The organism is Paenibacillus oleatilyticus, assembly GCF_018998565.1.
In the GTDB taxonomy this organism is placed as follows: domain Bacteria; phylum Bacillota; class Bacilli; order Paenibacillales; family NBRC-103111; genus Paenibacillus_G; species Paenibacillus_G oleatilyticus.
Window position 1 is genome coordinate 140,162 of record NZ_JAHNZO010000013.1, and the last position, 16,396, is coordinate 156,557.

The 16,396-nt window shown below is 54.8% G+C and carries 13 protein-coding genes; 6 read left to right on the top strand and 7 right to left on the bottom strand.

Annotated features, from left to right (window positions below; genetic code table 11):
- Positions 1–82 precede the first annotated feature (82 nt).
- Both KQX66_RS18340 and KQX66_RS18345 read left to right on the top strand, forming a co-directional pair.
- On the top strand, positions 83–1,534 hold the full coding sequence (locus tag KQX66_RS18340; RefSeq protein ID WP_216794255.1) for a S41 family peptidase: 1,452 nt from the start codon (positions 83–85) through the stop codon (positions 1,532–1,534).
- A gap of 318 nt (positions 1,535–1,852) precedes the next feature.
- Positions 1,853–3,145 (top strand): PDZ domain-containing protein, encoded by a 1,293-nt coding sequence (locus tag KQX66_RS18345; protein WP_216794257.1) that lies wholly within the window; start codon positions 1,853–1,855, stop codon positions 3,143–3,145.
- A gap of 95 nt (positions 3,146–3,240) precedes the next feature.
- On the opposite strand, the gene KQX66_RS18350 is transcribed toward KQX66_RS18345, so the two are convergent.
- Both KQX66_RS18350 and KQX66_RS18355 read right to left on the bottom strand, forming a co-directional pair.
- Positions 3,241–4,035, bottom strand: coding sequence for a flagellar motor protein MotB (locus KQX66_RS18350; RefSeq protein ID WP_216794259.1), 795 nt, complete (start codon positions 4,033–4,035; stop codon positions 3,241–3,243).
- Positions 4,019–4,810: a flagellar motor protein gene (locus KQX66_RS18355; protein ID WP_216794261.1), complete on the bottom strand. Its 792-nt coding sequence runs from the start codon at positions 4,808–4,810 to the stop codon at positions 4,019–4,021. The genes KQX66_RS18350 and KQX66_RS18355 overlap by 17 nt, the downstream gene beginning before the upstream one ends.
- A gap of 279 nt (positions 4,811–5,089) precedes the next feature.
- On the opposite strand from KQX66_RS18355, the gene uvrB reads away from it, so the two are divergent.
- The 3 genes from uvrB (at position 5,090) to KQX66_RS18370 (ending at position 10,629) form a co-directional block, all read left to right on the top strand.
- A complete protein-coding gene (gene uvrB / locus KQX66_RS18360; protein WP_216794315.1) occupies positions 5,090–7,087 on the top strand; it encodes an excinuclease ABC subunit UvrB in 1,998 nt (665 codons plus the stop codon).
- Positions 7,088–7,107: 20 nt separating this feature from the next.
- Positions 7,108–9,990: an excinuclease ABC subunit UvrA gene (gene uvrA, locus KQX66_RS18365; RefSeq protein ID WP_216794262.1), complete on the top strand. Its 2,883-nt coding sequence runs from the start codon at positions 7,108–7,110 to the stop codon at positions 9,988–9,990.
- 423 nt (positions 9,991–10,413) lie between these two features.
- On the top strand, positions 10,414–10,629 hold the full coding sequence (locus KQX66_RS18370; protein WP_216794263.1) for a hypothetical protein: 216 nt from the start codon (positions 10,414–10,416) through the stop codon (positions 10,627–10,629).
- 151 nt (positions 10,630–10,780) lie between these two features.
- On the opposite strand, the gene KQX66_RS18375 is transcribed toward KQX66_RS18370, so the two are convergent.
- On the bottom strand, positions 10,781–11,749 hold the full coding sequence (locus KQX66_RS18375; protein ID WP_063183232.1) for a sugar phosphate isomerase/epimerase family protein: 969 nt from the start codon (positions 11,747–11,749) through the stop codon (positions 10,781–10,783).
- A gap of 354 nt (positions 11,750–12,103) precedes the next feature.
- On the opposite strand from KQX66_RS18375, the gene KQX66_RS18380 reads away from it, so the two are divergent.
- Positions 12,104–12,400: a hypothetical protein gene (locus KQX66_RS18380; protein ID WP_216794265.1), complete on the top strand. Its 297-nt coding sequence runs from the start codon at positions 12,104–12,106 to the stop codon at positions 12,398–12,400.
- Positions 12,401–12,467: 67 nt separating this feature from the next.
- On the opposite strand, the gene KQX66_RS18385 is transcribed toward KQX66_RS18380, so the two are convergent.
- The 4 genes from KQX66_RS18385 to KQX66_RS18400 form a co-directional block, all read right to left on the bottom strand.
- Complete coding sequence (locus KQX66_RS18385) at positions 12,468–13,619, bottom strand: MBOAT family O-acyltransferase (RefSeq protein ID WP_216794267.1); 1,152 nt, start codon at positions 13,617–13,619, stop codon at positions 12,468–12,470.
- A 175-nt stretch (positions 13,620–13,794) separates the two neighbouring features.
- A complete protein-coding gene (locus KQX66_RS18390) occupies positions 13,795–14,763 on the bottom strand; it encodes an SGNH/GDSL hydrolase family protein (protein ID WP_216794269.1) in 969 nt (322 codons plus the stop codon).
- 70 nt (positions 14,764–14,833) lie between these two features.
- Positions 14,834–16,030, bottom strand: a complete 1,197-nt coding sequence (locus KQX66_RS18395; protein ID WP_216794271.1) for a class-II aminoacyl-tRNA synthetase family protein — start codon at positions 16,028–16,030, stop codon at positions 14,834–14,836.
- A gap of 4 nt (positions 16,031–16,034) precedes the next feature.
- Complete coding sequence (locus tag KQX66_RS18400; RefSeq protein ID WP_216794273.1) at positions 16,035–16,286, bottom strand: acyl carrier protein; 252 nt, start codon at positions 16,284–16,286, stop codon at positions 16,035–16,037.
- Positions 16,287–16,396 lie beyond the last annotated feature (110 nt).

The following is a 16,396-nucleotide window of genomic DNA, read 5'->3' on the forward strand; positions in this document are numbered from 1 at the left end:
ATATTTTTTCTTGGCTTGTCATAAACTAGAAAGACAAGTTAGTCAAGTAGCGGGAACAGCAAAGGCGGTGTGGAACCATAAAATGACATTTAAAGGACGTACCGTATTGGCGTTTGTCCTGTTGTCCATGTTTGCAAGCAGCATTATGACGCTGACGATCGTACATCCGTCGATTTTCGCCGCCGTCGGCTTGGAGGGCTCGGCATCCGCCGACGTGAAATCGGGGCTGACCAGCAAGGACTACAAGAAGTTGGCAACGACGTATCAATTGATCGAAGGCAAGTTTTTGAACGAGGTCGATCACGACAAAATCGTGAACGGCGCGGTCAACGGGATGCTGTCCACGCTCGATGATCCGTTTACGGTGTATATGGATCAGAAGGAGGCTCAGCAGTTCGACGAGAACATCTCCTCGTCGTTCCAAGGCATCGGCGCGGAGGTGACCTCCGAAGACGGCAAAGTGACCATCGTCTCTCCGATCAAAGGGTCGCCGGCAGAGAAGGCCGGACTTCACGCGCACGACATCATCGTCTCGATCAACGGAGAGAAGCTGGAAGGGCTCTCGCTCAACCAGGCGATTATGAAGATTCGCGGTCCCAAGGGCACGCAGGCCAAGATCGAAGTGCTGCGGGCCGGGGCGCCGGAGCCGATCCAGATGATCGTCGTCCGCGATGACATCGATGTCGAGACCGTATACAGCGAGATGCTGCCCGGACAGATCGGCAAAATCGAAATCCGGCAGTTCGCCAGCAATACCTCCAAACGGTTCAAGGAAGAGCTGAAAGCTTTGGAGGACAAAGGGATGAAGGGACTCATCATCGACGTACGCAACGATCCGGGCGGTCTGCTTACCGCGGTCGTGGAAATTGTTGAGCCGTTCATACCGAAAGGCAAAGGAATCGTTCAGATCGAGGACCGCAAAGGCAAGCGCGAGGAGACGGCTTCGCAGGGTACCGGCAAGCCGTACCCGGTGTCGGTGCTCATTAACAAGGGCAGCGCGAGCGCATCGGAGATACTGGCCGGCGCGCTGCACGACTCCGCAGGCAGTCAACTGATCGGAGAGAACACGTTCGGCAAGGGAACGGTTCAGGTGACGTTCGAGAAAGAAATGGGCGACGGCAGCAACATCAAGATGACCGTTTATAAGTGGCTCACGCCGAACGGCACTTGGATTCACAAAAAAGGCATTGCGCCGACGATGCCTGTGGAGCAACCGGCTTACTTCAAAGTGGCACCCCTGAGCAAAAAAACGACGCTTAAGCCGGATATGAACAATGAGGACGTCAAAAATCTGCAGATCATGCTGCAGGGCCTCGGACTCGGTCCGGACCGGCAGGACGGCTACTTCAGCGAAAAAACCGCGCTGGCTGTTAAGGCGTTCCAGCGGCTGAACGGCTTGCCGATCACCGGCGAGGTGGATACCGAGACGGCGAACAAGCTGGAGAAGGCGATCCTGACCGAGATCCGCGATCCGAAGAACGACCAGCAGCTTAAGGCGGCTGTCGAGTACATGCAAGGTGCCGTTAAGAAGTAACGGCTTCCGGGATTTAGGGAAATTCAGCCGAAGGCAGGAAAACGAAGCATCCGCGTCGAAATAACAACCTCTATCGGGGCCGCCCGACTTAACGGCCTCGCTGGAGGTTTTCTTTTTAACTTATAAACTTTGAAGTCTGGTGAATAACGTGCGGAGCAGCGGAAAGCGTTCTGTAGAAACGAAGTGTTCGCCTTTGTTTCCGGACTTCAACCTATAGAAGGTGTAGATAATCCAGAAGTCCGGGAACAACAGCGATCGGAAGAACGCTTTGGCTGCGCAGCAGCTTGTTATTCACCGGACTTCGAAAGGGAGCCGGCCATGGACTTTGGTTTGGAACTGGCGTACCGGGGGCTCCGGGCGCTGTTGCAGCTGTTGACGCATCCTTTTTACTATGTAGGCATTCTATTCATCGTGCTGCAGTACCGCCGGCAGATTGCATTCGAGCGGAAGCTGTTCGCGACCAAGCTGCATTCGCTGCTGTCGGAAACGTGGCGAACCGTGCTGTGGGGCTGGGTGGGCGGTCTTGCCGCTTCCGCCCTGATGGCGGGAATCGGGGCGTCCGTTCAGCCGGAGGCGATTGTACTGCTGTGGCTTGTTTCTCTGCTGCTTATTTTCGCGCGGGTGCGCTTTTTGTGCTGGGCTTATGCCGTAGGTGTCATCGGTGTCGCGCAGGCGGTCATGCGGGCATTTCCCGTCTTATACGACGGAGAGGCTGCGGCCTCCTGGGGTTGGGTGACGGGACCGCTGCTGTCGTTGAATATGCCGTCTATGCTGGCACTTGTGGCGGTTTTGCATCTGGCGGAAGCGCTGTTCGTACGCTTTCAAGGGACGCGGCTCGGCACGCCGATGTTTTACGAGAGCAAGCGGGGCAAAATTGTCGGCGGATATCAGCTGCAAGGCTACTGGCCGATGACGTTGTTTCTTCTCGTGCCGATGGCCGGAGGAACGGCACTGCCTTGGACGCCGCTGCTTGGCGGCGATTTGTGGCAGCATGGCTGGACGATCGTCGGCTTTCCCGTAATGATCGGCTTTACCGAGATGACGATGTCGCGGCTGCCTCAAGAGAAAGTAAAGCTCAGCTCGAACCTGCTGCTGCTCTATTCGGCGGCCTTGCTGCTGTTCGCCGCCGTTGCCGCCTGGTGGCCGCCGTTTATGGCTGTGGCGTCCGTGCTGTGCATTCTGATGCACGAAGCGATGATCGCCTACAGCCGGTGGGATGAAGCGAGGCGCAGTCCAGTATATGTACACGGGAGTCGCGGGCTGAAAATTTTGGGCATTCTGCCCGGCAGTCCGGCGGATGAGCTTGGCCTTGCCGTCGGCGAGATCGTTCACAAAGTCAACGGGATCCCGGTCCGTACGAAGCAGGAACTGCATCAAGCGATGCAGCAGAACTCGGCGTTTTGCAAGCTGGAAATTTTGAATTTGGCGGGCGAAAGCAAATTTTTGAAGCGCGCGATTTTTTCGGGAGAGCACCATCAGCTCGGCATCGTGCTTGCGCCCGATCAAGAGGCGCTCCATTATGCAGAGGTAAGGCAGCGGCCGATCTGGGCGTACTTCAGCCGCAAGCCGGTCGGACTGCTCAGCAATCGTTCAGGCTCCGAATCGGTATAAGTACAAAAACAAGCCGCTGGCGTGAGAGAAATTGTCACGCCAAGCGGCTTGTTTCGAATCAGCGTAGTATGCGGTAATAAGCAGTGGAACGGGCTTTAATTGCCGGATGGTTGAAGAGCGGATGCGGGCTTCTCCCGCAGGACGACAATTTCGACCCGCCGGTTTTTGGCGCGGTTCTCTGCGCTGTTGTTTTCCGCCACAGGTCTCGTATCCGCGTAGGCCGTCGAAACGAGCTTTTTCGGATCGAGCTGTGTTTCATAGAGGAAATACCGCAGTACCGAAAGCGAACGAGCCTGCGACAATCCCCAGTTGTCTTTGTAGAAAGAGCCTGTCGTCAGCGGCAGGTCGTCCGTATGCCCTTCGATGCTGACCGTCGCGTCGAGCGTCGGGAACAAGCTGGCCAGCTTGGTTAAGACCGGAATCGCGGGCGGCTTCAGATCCGCTTTGCCGAGATCGAACAGGAACAGATCATTCAGCGTGACGGCTACCCCTCGTGGCGTATTGGCTGCAGATACTTGGGATTGCAAGTTGTTTTCTTCGATATAGACCTGCACTTTTTGGAGCAAATCTTCGAGCTGGCGTTCCTTTTTCTCCCGCTCTTCCCTTTCTTTCATTTCCCTGAGCTGCTGCTCGGTTTTCGTGCTGTCGTCTCCGCCCTTCGCCGGGTTGGCGGAACCGGTGATGCCCATGCCCTTCGGCATAATGGTATCGGCCTTCATGAATTCAAACTTCAGCGCTTGCGACAGTACCTCATATTTTTGCACATCCACCTTGCTCATCGCATACATGATGACAAAAAAGATGAGCAGCAGCGTAATCAGGTCCGCGTAGGTAACCATCCATCGCTCGTGGTTTTCGGGGGCTTCCTGCTTTTTATTCTTCCTCGCCACCGGCCTCACCTGCGCCTTCAACTTTTTTATGTTCCTGATGGAGGAACGAGTTTAGTTTCTTTTTGATAAGCTGCGGATTTTCCCCGGCTTGAAGCGCGAGGATGCCTTCCAGCATCAATTCCATCTCGGAAATTTGCTCTTTGCTGCGGATCTTGATTTTGTTTGCGATTGGCAGATAAAGAACGTTCGCGGACGATACGCCGTACAGCGTTGCAGTAAACGCAACGGCAATGGCCGGCCCCAGACTTCCCGGATCGGACAAGTTGCCGAGCACGTGGATCAAGCCCATAACGGTACCGATGATCCCCATCGTCGGAGCATAGGCGCCGGCGGAATCGAACATTTTGGCGTAGCCTTCGTGATGGTGCTCGATCGCGTCCATCTCCAGCTCCAGAATTTGCCGGGTCAGCTCCGGATCAGTGCCGTCGACAACCATCATGAGACCGTCCCGCAGGAACGGGTTGCTGTGCTCTTGCGCACGCTGCTCCAAGGCAAGCACGCCCTCGCGTCTGGCGATCGTGGCCATTTCGACCAGCTCGTCGATGATTGCGGCGTGGTCGCGCTTCGGCTCTTTGAAGGCCATTCCCAAAGCTTTGCCGATTTGCTTAAGCTGGGACATCGGGAAGCTGATCATGACGGCTCCGATCGTTCCGCCGAAAATAATGAGCATGGCACTGGGAACCACCAGCGCGGAAAGGTGACCGCCGTCCATCAGATAGCCGCCGATCAGACCGCCCAGGCCTACGATAATACCTATTAATGTAGTCAAGTCCACTGTCGTTCCACCCCTAGATTTCTAAAATTAAATGTTGTGCTGCGTTCCTTTTCTTTTTTCTGCGCAAGTGAAGCCTTGGAAAAACAGGAAATGGGATTCGTTTGCAACAGAAAGAGAAAAAGAGTATAATATATGGGAACAAATATTCCTATCAAAGGAAATCGTCGAACGGAGTCAAACGCGCGTCAACCGATGCTTAGTTATTTATCGGAATATGGCAGATAAAAGTTTAGAAGGAAAACAAAGTCTTTTTTATGAACGGGTGATCAGATGAGCAAAATGAATGAAGTCGTCTTCAGCGACAAGAAATTCCAGCTCGAAGCGGAGTTTCAGCCGCAAGGGGATCAGCCGGCCGCAATCGAGCAGCTGGTGAACGGCGTACGGGAAGGGAAAAGACATCAAACGCTGCTTGGCGCAACGGGAACGGGGAAGACGTTTACGGCGGCTCATGTGATCGCCCAGTTGAACCGGCCGACCCTGCTGATTGCGCATAACAAGACGCTAGCCGCGCAGCTATGCAGCGAGCTGCAGGAGTTTTTCCCGAACAATGCCGTTTCTTATTTCGTCAGCTATTACGACTACTATCAGCCGGAGGCGTACATTCCGTCGTCGGACACGTATATTGAGAAGGATTCCAGCATTAACGAAGAAATCGACAAGCTCCGGCACTCGGCGACGAGCTCGCTTTTCGAGCGTCGTGACGTCATTATCGTCGCGAGCGTATCGTGCATCTACGGCCTCGGTTCTCCGATGGAGTACCGGGATCTCGTGCTGTCGCTGCGGGTCGGTATGGAGCGTTCACGCAACGATATTTTGCATCGGCTCATCGACATTCAGTACCAGCGCAACGATATGAACTTCGTACGGGGCACGTTCCGCGTGCGCGGCGACGTTATCGAGATTTTTCCGGCTTCACGCGGCGAGCAAGCGGTCCGTGTGGAGCTGTTTGGCGATGAAATCGAGCGGATCACGGAGATTAACGTGCTAACCGGCGAGATTGTCGGCGAGCGCGATCATATCGCCATCTTCCCGGCGTCCCACTTCGTGACGCACGAGGAAACGATGAAGCGGGCGCTCGTGAACATCGAGCGGGAGCTGGAGGAACGGCTCGAGCAACTGCGCGGAGAGGGCAAGCTGCTGGAGGCGCAGCGGCTGGAGCAGCGGACGCGCTACGACATCGAGATGATGCAGGAGATGGGCTTCTGCTCCGGGATCGAGAACTATTCGGGACCGCTGACGTTCCGCGAGCGCGGAGCGACGCCGTACACGCTGTTCGATTATTTCCCGGACGACATGCTCGTGATCGTGGACGAATCGCACGTGACGCTGCCGCAGATCCGCGCGATGTACAACGGCGACCGGGCGCGCAAGGAAGTGCTCGTCGATCACGGCTTCCGGCTGCCTTCGGCGCTGGATAACCGGCCGCTCCGATTCGAGGAGTTCGAAGAGAAAGTGAATCAGATCATTTATGTCTCGGCGACGCCGGGACCGTATGAGCTGGAGCATTGTCTGGAGATGGTGCAGCAGATCATTCGTCCGACCGGACTCGTAGATCCGGTGATTGAGGTGCGCCCGACCAAGGGTCAGATCGACGATCTGCTGGAAGAAATTCAAGACCGGATCAAGAAAGACGAACGCGTGCTTGTTACGACGCTAACGAAGAAGATGGCCGAGGATCTGACCGATTACTTCAAGGAAATCGGCATCAAGGTCCGGTATTTGCACTCGGATATCAAGACGCTCGAGCGGATGCAGATTTTGCGTGAATTGCGGCTCGGCACATTCCACGTTCTCGTCGGCATCAACCTGCTGCGGGAAGGGCTGGACTTGCCCGAGGTGTCGCTTGTGGCGATTCTTGATGCCGACAAGGAAGGCTTCCTGCGTGCGGAGCGCTCCTTGATCCAGACGATCGGACGGGCGGCGCGTAACGCCAACGGGCATGTTATTATGTACGGGGACAAAGTGACCGATTCGATGGACAAGGCGATTCAGGAAACGAACCGCCGCCGGACGATCCAGCTTGCTTATAATGAGAAACACGGCATTACGCCGCAAACGATACAGAAGAAAGTGCGCGATGTAATTGAAGCCACCAAGGTGGCCGAGCAGAAGGCCGACTACTTGTCGGAAGTGAAGCAGGCGAAGATGTCCAAGAAAGACCGCATCTCGCTGATCGAACGGTTGGAGCAGGAAATGAAGGAAGCAGCCAAAAACCTGCAGTTTGAGCGTGCCGCGGAGCTCCGCGATGCCGTGCTCGAATTGAAGGCCGAGCTGTAGTCAAGGGAGGCTTTCGAAACGTGGCCAGAGACAACATTGTAATTAAAGGCGCCAGGGCGCACAACCTGAAAAATATCGACGTCGTCATTCCGCGGGATAAATTTGTCGTCCTGACCGGCTTGAGCGGCTCCGGTAAATCGTCCTTGGCGTTTGATACGATCTATGCCGAAGGGCAAAGAAGATATGTCGAGTCGCTGTCCGCCTACGCTCGGCAGTTTCTCGGCCAGATGGACAAACCGGATGTCGACTCGATCGAGGGATTGTCTCCGGCCATCTCCATCGACCAGAAGACGACGAGCCGCAACCCGCGTTCCACCGTGGGTACGGTGACGGAAATTTACGACTATCTGCGTTTGTTATTCGCCCGGATCGGGCGTCCGCACTGTCCGGAGCATAAAATCGAGATTACCTCGCAGACCGTCGAACAGATGGTCGACCGGATCATGGAATATCCGGAGCGCACCAAGCTGCAAATTTTGGCGCCGATCGTCTCGGGACGCAAGGGCGAGCATTCGAAGCTGCTGGCGGATATCCAGAAGCAAGGCTTCGTCCGCGTGCGTGTCAACGGCGAGCTTCGCGAGCTGTCGGAAACGATTGAGCTGGAGAAAAACAAAAAGCATACAATCGAAGTGGTCGTGGACCGGATTGTCGTGAAGGACGATGTCCAGACGCGTCTGGCTGACTCGCTGGAGACGGCTCTGAAGCTGGCGGAGGGACGTGTCATCGTGGACGTGATCGATCAGGAAGAGCTGTTGTTCAGCCAAAATCTGGCCTGCCCCGAATGCGGCTTCAGTATCGAAGAGCTGGCGCCACGGATGTTCTCGTTCAACAGTCCGTTCGGCGCATGTCCGGAATGCGACGGCTTGGGTCAAAAGATGATCGTCGATCCGGACCTGCTCGTTCCGAATCCGAAGCTTTCCATTGAAGAGGGAGCGTTCGAGGCATGGGCCGGCAGCACGTCGAACTACTATCCGCAGTTCCTTGCGGCGGTGTGCGAGCACTACGGTATCCCCAAAAATGTACCTGTCAGCGAGCTGACGAAAGAGCAAATGCAAAAGCTGCTGAACGGTACAGGCGGGGAGAAGGTGCGTTTCCGCTACGAGAACGACTTCGGACATAAGAAGGAAGCGATGGTTCCTTTCGAAGGCATCGTGAACAATCTGGAGCGCCGTTACCGGGAGACGTTCTCCGACGGCATCCGTGAGCATATCGAGACCTACATGAGCGCCAAGCCTTGCGGCAAGTGCAAGGGCGCCCGCCTGAAGCCGGAAACGCTGGCGGTAACCGTAGGAGATAAAAATATCGCGCATGTCACCTCGCTGTCCATCGGGGAAGCGCAGCAATGGTTCGACTCGCTGAAGCTGACCGACCGCGAGACGCAGATCGCGCATCTGATCCTGAAGGAGATCAAAGAGCGTCTGGGCTTCCTCGTCAATGTCGGGCTCGACTACTTGACGATGCATCGTGCGGCGGGTACACTCTCCGGCGGCGAGGCGCAGCGGATTCGTCTGGCAACGCAAATCGGGTCGAGCCTGATGGGCGTGCTGTACATTCTGGACGAGCCGAGCATCGGCCTGCACCAGCGGGACAACGATCGGCTGATCCAGACGCTGGAGCATATGCGGAATCTGGGCAATACGCTGATTGTGGTCGAGCACGACGAAGATACGATGCTGGCTGCCGACTACATCATCGATATCGGACCGGGCGCGGGCATTCACGGTGGCAAGGTGATTGCCCAAGGAACGCCCGAAGAGATTATGCAGGACGAGCAATCGTTGACCGGGCAATATCTCAGCGGCCGCAAATTTATTCCCGTCCCTGCCGAGCGGCGGAAGCCGAACGGCAAATGGCTGGAAATTCGCGGGGCCAAAGAAAATAATTTGCGCGGCGTCAATGTGAAGATTCCATTGGGAGTATTCGGCTGTGTAACGGGCGTGTCCGGCTCAGGCAAGAGTACGCTGATTAACGAACTTTTGTACAAGACGTTGGCGAAAGAGCTGAACGGCGCCAAGGTTCGCCCGGGCGAGTACAAGGAGTTCAAAGGACTGGAGCATGTCGACAAAGTCATCGACATCGATCAGTCGCCGATCGGGCGGACGCCCCGTTCGAACCCGGCTACGTACACCGGCGTATTCGACGACATCCGCGACGTCTTCTCGGCGACCAACGAAGCGAAGGTGCGCGGCTACAAGAAAGGCCGGTTCAGCTTCAACGTGAAGGGCGGACGCTGCGAGGCGTGCAAGGGCGACGGCATTATCAAGATCGAGATGCACTTCCTGCCGGACGTTTACGTGCCGTGTGAGGTATGCAAAGGTAAACGGTACAATCGCGAAACGTTGGAAGTGAAATATAAAGGTAAGAACATTTCCGAGGTATTGGAAATGACGATCGAGGATGCGTGCGAATTTTTCAAAAACATTCCGCGCATTCACCGGAAAATGCAGACGTTAATGGACGTCGGGCTCGGGTACATGAATCTGGGTCAGCCGGCGACGACGCTCTCCGGGGGAGAGGCGCAGCGCGTGAAACTTGCGGCCGAGCTCTATCGCCGCAGCACGGGCAAGACGATCTACATTCTGGACGAGCCGACGACCGGATTGCATATCCATGATATCGACCGGCTGCTTAAGGTGCTGCACCGCTTGGTTGAGAACGGCGATTCCGTCCTCGTCATCGAGCACAACCTCGATGTAATCAAGACGGCTGATTATATCATCGATCTTGGGCCGGAAGGCGGCAGCCGAGGCGGTACCATCGTCGCTTCCGGAACGCCGGAGGAAGTCGTGAAGGTAAGCGGCTCGTACACCGGCAAATACCTGAAGCCAATCCTGGAACGCGACAAAGTGCGCTCCGAGGATTACTACAAGCGTCTTAAAGAAATCGAAGACGCGGCCGTATAACTTCGGTGACCCCAGGGTAAAGAAAAAACGCTGCTCCAAGCCGGGAAAACTCGCTTGCGAGCGGCGTTTTTACGAGTGCGCCTTGCAGGCTTGACACTGAATTCCCGCGTGATCGAAGTTATAAATGTTAGAAAAAATGGACATTTTATATGTGCGCGGAAGATTCGAGAAATCGCGGCTCGTCAGGAAGAAATCGTTCACCCGATTGATTGACCAGTGCGGTCGTATCCATCAGCTAGATGTGAAACAAGCGCCATGAGTGAAGTTCCGCACAAAGGGGTCAACGGCGAATAAGTCATGCCCTGCCGCTTCCCGGCGAAAATGTTGACAAACTTGTTACACTTGGATAAATCGCTTGCACTTCCATGCTAGTCAAGATAAGATAGAAATTAAGTATTTTCGCATATTGAAGGAGGTCCCTCCATGTTTTTGGCTGAAGAAGCGGCAAAAAGCACGAGCACCTTTTCCGGTTTCGATATCTTCGTGATCTTGTTCACGTTAGTTATTGCCATCGGCCTTATCCGGTTGCTCGGCGCTAAAAAGAAAAATCCGTTCGCCATTGGCTTCGGTCTGGTTAGCTTGGCCGTATTCGTAACCTTGAGCGTCGTTATGGTTATGGGCTGGATGGGCAAGCTGTAAGCTGTCGCTGCAGCAGAGGTGCGAATAAGACATACATGTGCACGGACAAGGACAGGTCCCCTTCGGGGGCACTGTCCTTTTGACGTTTCAAAGGTGATTTCCTGAAACTAAAAAGGAGCGCCCGCCTTAAGCAGAGGGACGCTCCGTTGAATTACACCCACCACATTTCGCCAAGCGGCTCTTTGATGAGGATTTGCTGCAGGTTTTGTACCGCTTTCGTAAAGCCTTCGTCCACCGACATCAAGCCGTCTTCATGCTCGATGCTGACGACATAGTCGTAGCCGACCAAGCGAAGCGCGCTGATGATATCCGCCCACGTCTTGAGATCGTGCCCATAGCCGACGGTGCGGAACTGCCAAGCGCGGTCCAGCATATTCGCATAGGACTGCATATCGGTGACGCCGTAACGGTTGACGTTGATCGGATCGATCGACGTATCTTTGGCATGGAAATGGTGAATGGCGCCTGCGCGGCCGAGAATGTTCACCGCCTGCACCGGATCGATGCCCTGCCACCACATATGGCTCGGGTCCAGGTTCGCGCCGATGACGTCGCCGGCCGCTTCGCGCAGACGCAGCAGCGTAGCCGGAGTATGGACGGAGAAGCCGCCGTGCAGCTCAAGACCGAATTTCACGCCGCGCTCGGAGGCGTATTTACCGGTTTCCGTCCAGTACGGAATCACTTTGTTGGCCCACTGCCAATCGAGAATCTCTTGGAAATCGGGCGGCCAAGGAGCTACCGGCCAGTTCGGATATTTCGCATTATCGGAATCTCCCGGGCAGCCGGAGAACGCATTGACGACAGGCACCTCGAGCTTCTGGGCAAGGTCTACCGTTTTGAGCAGCGCTTCGTGATCGGCTTGGGCGAGCGCTTTTTGCGGATGGAGCGGGTTGCCGTGGCAGCTGAGCGCGCTGATCGTCAGTCCGCGGGATTCGATCGCTTGCTTGAAGGCTTTCAGCTTGCCGTTATCGCTGAGCAGCACGTCCGGGTCGCAGTGTGCTTTGCCGGGGTAACCGCCGGTGCCGATTTCAACAGCGTCCAGACCTTTGGATGCAATGTAGTCAAGCGCTTCTTCGAAAGGCTTCTGCTGGAATAATACCGTGAAAACACCTAATTTCATGGGACACCTCCGAAAATAATCAAAATGAACGCGCGTACAATAGAACGCTCAACCAAATTATATCATTATTTGCTCACAGCTCAAAGTAGGAGTTTCGGACATCATGTATTGGATGTCGCTTTTTCGTAAAAAGTTCACTACTCAGTCTAAAACGTTCATCGTCTGAATATAATTGGTCAGCATTCGGAACCACGTTCTCCTTCCATGGGGCCACTCTTTTTTTCGGTGATTTTCGACAAAAGCGCCCGACAACGTTCCCGTTTCTTTTCCTTTTGATTGGTTTACAATGGAAACAATTCTCTTCGGACTAGGGGAGGGAAGGGGCAACTTTTTAAAGAAAGGGCGGATCGTTAGATGAGCAAAGATACGCAAATTGTTGAAACGGCATCAGGAACCTGGTTACGTTTCCCAAACAACTTTAAAAAGTTTCACTGCTTGGTGGAACTGCCCGATCAGCTCTCGCTCAACATTAATACGAAATCGGGCTGCGTACATGTACATAAGAAGGACTGCGACGATGTGTTTCAATATGTGGGGGAATTGTATATAACGGCGAACGGCAATCAGCTGCAATGCACCGTTCAAGCTGCTCCGGCCAAAGAAGAAGTGATGGAGACGCCCGCGTCCGGGAAGCAATCCGATGCCAGTTGAGGTATATTCGCGAGTTCGCGTGAAAAAAACAAGCAGCGCCCGCAAAGGGACGCTGCTTTTATCATACTTAGAACGGCCAGTTCAGAAGACCGCGGTAGATGTGGAGTACCGTTTCGCTTTTGCCGCTGTAGACGATAACCGCCGCGGTAACGATCAACTGAGTTAACGCGCATCGGGCGTAGAAGTACGTCCGGGATACTTTTTTCTTGTTGACCGTCGTCTTTCCGAGCAGGTTCTCCAGCGCGATCAGCACGCCGTGGTAGACGCCCCACAGCAGGTACAGCCAGCTAAAGCCGTGCCATAGCCCGATCAGCACCATGATGAGGATGGACAGACCGGCTGCCGTCCATTTGGTCGGCGTTTGGCGCGAGAAAAATATAAAAATATGATCGCGGAACCAGTCGCCAAGCGTGGCGTGCCAATTGCGCCAGTACTGCGTCAGCGTCGGGGACTGGAACGGTTTCTTGAAGTTTTCCGGTATGTTGTAGCCCATCAGCCGTCCGAAGCCGATCGCAATATCGGAATACCCGGAGAAATCAAAGTAGATCAGGGCATAGAACCAGACCATCAAAAATAGCGATTGATGCGTATACAGCTCTTGCCCGGACATGACATTGAACACGTCGGTCATCCAGGTGACCAGCACGATCTTCTTGAACATACCGAGAATGATGCGCTTGAGGCTGCTCTCCATCTGTGCGGCATCCACCCGATACGGCTGCTTCGTATCCGCCATGAAATCGCGGAATTTGAGAATCGGGCCGGACGTGAACGTCGGGATGAACAAAATAAAGTTAAAGTAATCGACGACCTTCGCGCGGGCGTCTTTGCCGAAGAAGTAGGCGAAATACAGGGCATCGATCACCTTAAGCACGTTGTAAATCAAGCCGAGTACAATGACAACGTCGAACAGCGGGTGAGTGAATACCTCCATGCCGAACAGCCGCAGCGAGCAGACAGCGGCCACATTGGCGGCGATCAGCAGAATGAACCAGCCCTTGCGAAAGCGCGACGTGTGGCTCAAAAATAGAAAGGCCAAATAGTTCAGCGCCGTGTAGGCCAAGTAAAAGGCGAGCAGCTTTTTACTGAAGAGCAGCAAAAAGCATAGGTTGAACGCGAGCAGCAGCAGCCGCTTGTTATCCGCCCACCGCCGGGTTAAGGCAAGCACGAGCACCATGCCGGTCATAGCCATAACCGCGTTCATATTTAAATACCACATCGAAGATTCCTCCAACATATGCATCCGCCGTGCGGGTCGGAAACCGGCCCGGAGCGGGACGGAAGGACCGATCGGGGCCCGCGCCGATCAAGACAAGATCAGAACCCTTCGTAGATGAACAATCCTTTGCCGGTAAAATAGATCAGCACCATGATGAGCATGGCGAGATAAACGATCACTTCGACGATTTTGCGAGCGAAGCGAGCCATGCGTCCACCTCCTTCGTAAACACCGGAGCGCCTTCCTGACGGCTCAGATGGACGAGATCGTGAAAATATTTCGGATCGTAGGTCGTCAGCAGATCCAGCGTAGGAACCCCGGCCGCCTGCAGGCGGCGGTTGACTTCTTCCTGCAAAGCGGACATGTAGCGCGGCAGCTTGTAGCCGCGGTTCCAAGGCATCCAGACGACGCGCAGCGGCAAGCCTTGCTGCTTGCTGTAAGCGATGATGAAGTCCAAGGCGTCCAGATTGTTCTTGAAATCGCGGTTGGTCATCCAGCCGAAGCGCTGCTCGTACTCATCCCACTTTTTTCGGAGATCCTCGTCGGATTTTCGGCCGAAGTAGAGCTCCTTATCGATCCAGCGCGGCTGGTAAGCCAGCGGATCGGATGCGCTGAGCTTTAGCGTCTCCGGGAACCGGGCGCATGCTTCGAACCGGGTGGCATCCTGCTTCAGCAGCCCTTGGTACAAGCCGCAGGCAAGCTCCGTCCCGGTATCGCGGAAATAGTCGCGGTACGCGTAGACGTAAGGCTGGTACCAAGGCTTGAACCACTGGTAAGTCGGGTCCGTATCCAGGCTGTCGATCATCGTATGCACGTCGATGCCGACAACAAGCTGTCCCTCTACATGGAAACGCTGCTGCTCCAGAATCGCTTTCAGATCGGTCAGCTTTCCATAGGAGAGCCCGAGCTCCACCAGCTTGGCGGTCGAATCCGATTCGATATACGCCCCCGTCACCGCGGAGTTGCCGTAGAAGGCCGGTCCCCGATTTTGCCAATCGTGATGGAAGAGCGTCTTCGTAAAATCGTTCTTATAAAAACGCCGCGACGTGACCATCGGGTCCCACCAGGAGATGAGGACGTCCGACAGCACGAAAGCGGCCAACAGCAGCAGCACGAAGCTGTTTTTGCGAAGAAAAGCGATCATAACGGGAAAACCCACACTTTCCAATGAAGGCGATCATTAGTTATTAATCACAGAATCACGGATTATGGCGTTAGAGCGATTTTTGCTGCCACGCGTGGTACTGCTCGCGGAACGCTGCAGGCCAGTTCGCTTCGTCCAATCCGTATTGCGCGAAGAAGGCGAACGCCCAGCGCTCGATGCCGAACCCGACGCAGCCGGTAACCGCATTGCGCTTGCCCATTTTAATATTAAACGCATTGCCGAACGTGCTGCTGTGGAAGTTGATGGAGCTGCAGGCGATCGACTTGTTGATATTCGGAATCGTCAGCCGGAGCTCGTACTTCATTTCTTGATTCCGCTGGAAGGACGCTTTGACCTGGAAGTCGTTCGTGAAAAACGGATCGTTCGCGATTTCCAGCACGCTGTCCACGTTCCATTCGACGGCCAGCTCCTTCAAATATTCGATGGCCTGCAGCCGGTTCTCCTTTACGTAATCCGGCTTGCCGACGAAGATGATCTCCCGCATGCTGAAATCGAGCAGGCGTCCGAAGTCCGTATGATTGCGCGATTCGAAGCGGTGGCACTTGGAAATGGCTGTCACGGTCACGCCGTCGCCTTCGAGCGTTTCGTTCTGCAGCCCTTCGTAGCAGTGGTAGCAGGTCGAAGGGTTCATCGTAAATTTCGGCTTTGCCAGGTTGGCGTTCAGATCGAGCGGCTGCTCCTGCTTCCAGCCACCGGCATCGCGGATCGATTGGGAGAACGCTTCGATGATTTCGAGGTCCTCGCGCAGGTGCGACAGGAAGTGAATGTGCTCCGGAAACGAAGTAAAGTGATTCGTCTTGTTCAGCGTATCGCAATGAATGACGGCCGGGTATTGCTCCTCCGTAATTCCTGCAAAACGGTTCGCGATTTTCGTGACGAAGCTGTAGTCGAGAAAGCGCATCAGACTGGAGAACGGCTCGCGGAAAATGAACAAGCCCGGCTCCAGCACTTTGATGATTTTGCGCTCGACGAGCTCGGCGATGATATCGCCTTCGTAGGGGGTATCGACCTTATGCTCGAACAGGATATTTTCCTTGAAGCCGAAATCTCCTTGCGAGAAGCGGTCGATCAGCTTGCGTACCTGCTCTTCGATGGCGGCGTTGCCTTTCGGGGAGTCGTGAACGATATGAATGTGCCCGGATTCAAGCCGGATGTCGCGGATGGTTTCGTCAATAAACGCCGCGGCGTATTTGAGCTGCCCGTGCTGACTGGAGACAAGTCCCTCCAAAGAAACGACGCATTCCATGGGCTTACCTCTCTTTCTTGTTGTGGATGAACGTTGCGATTTCGCGGACGGTGTTGAGCGGGTACAGCATCAAGTCCTGATTCGTCACTTGGATGCCGTACGTTTTCTCGATATGCGCGATCAGCGCCGTCGCTCCGATAGAATCAATATATCCATAATCGAACAAATGTACGTCTACGGAAAAATCGTCGTCATCGTCTTCGATTTCGTAACGGGTCTTGATGTGTGCCTCAAGCTGTTCCAGCAATTCCTGCATGGGGGAAGCCTCCTCGGAAATTAAGATCAAGCGATATGCGCCGGGCTCGCAGCGAGTACCGGCAAAAAAGCGAGACGGCGATTGCGGGACCAGAGGGCCCCGCCGCAACC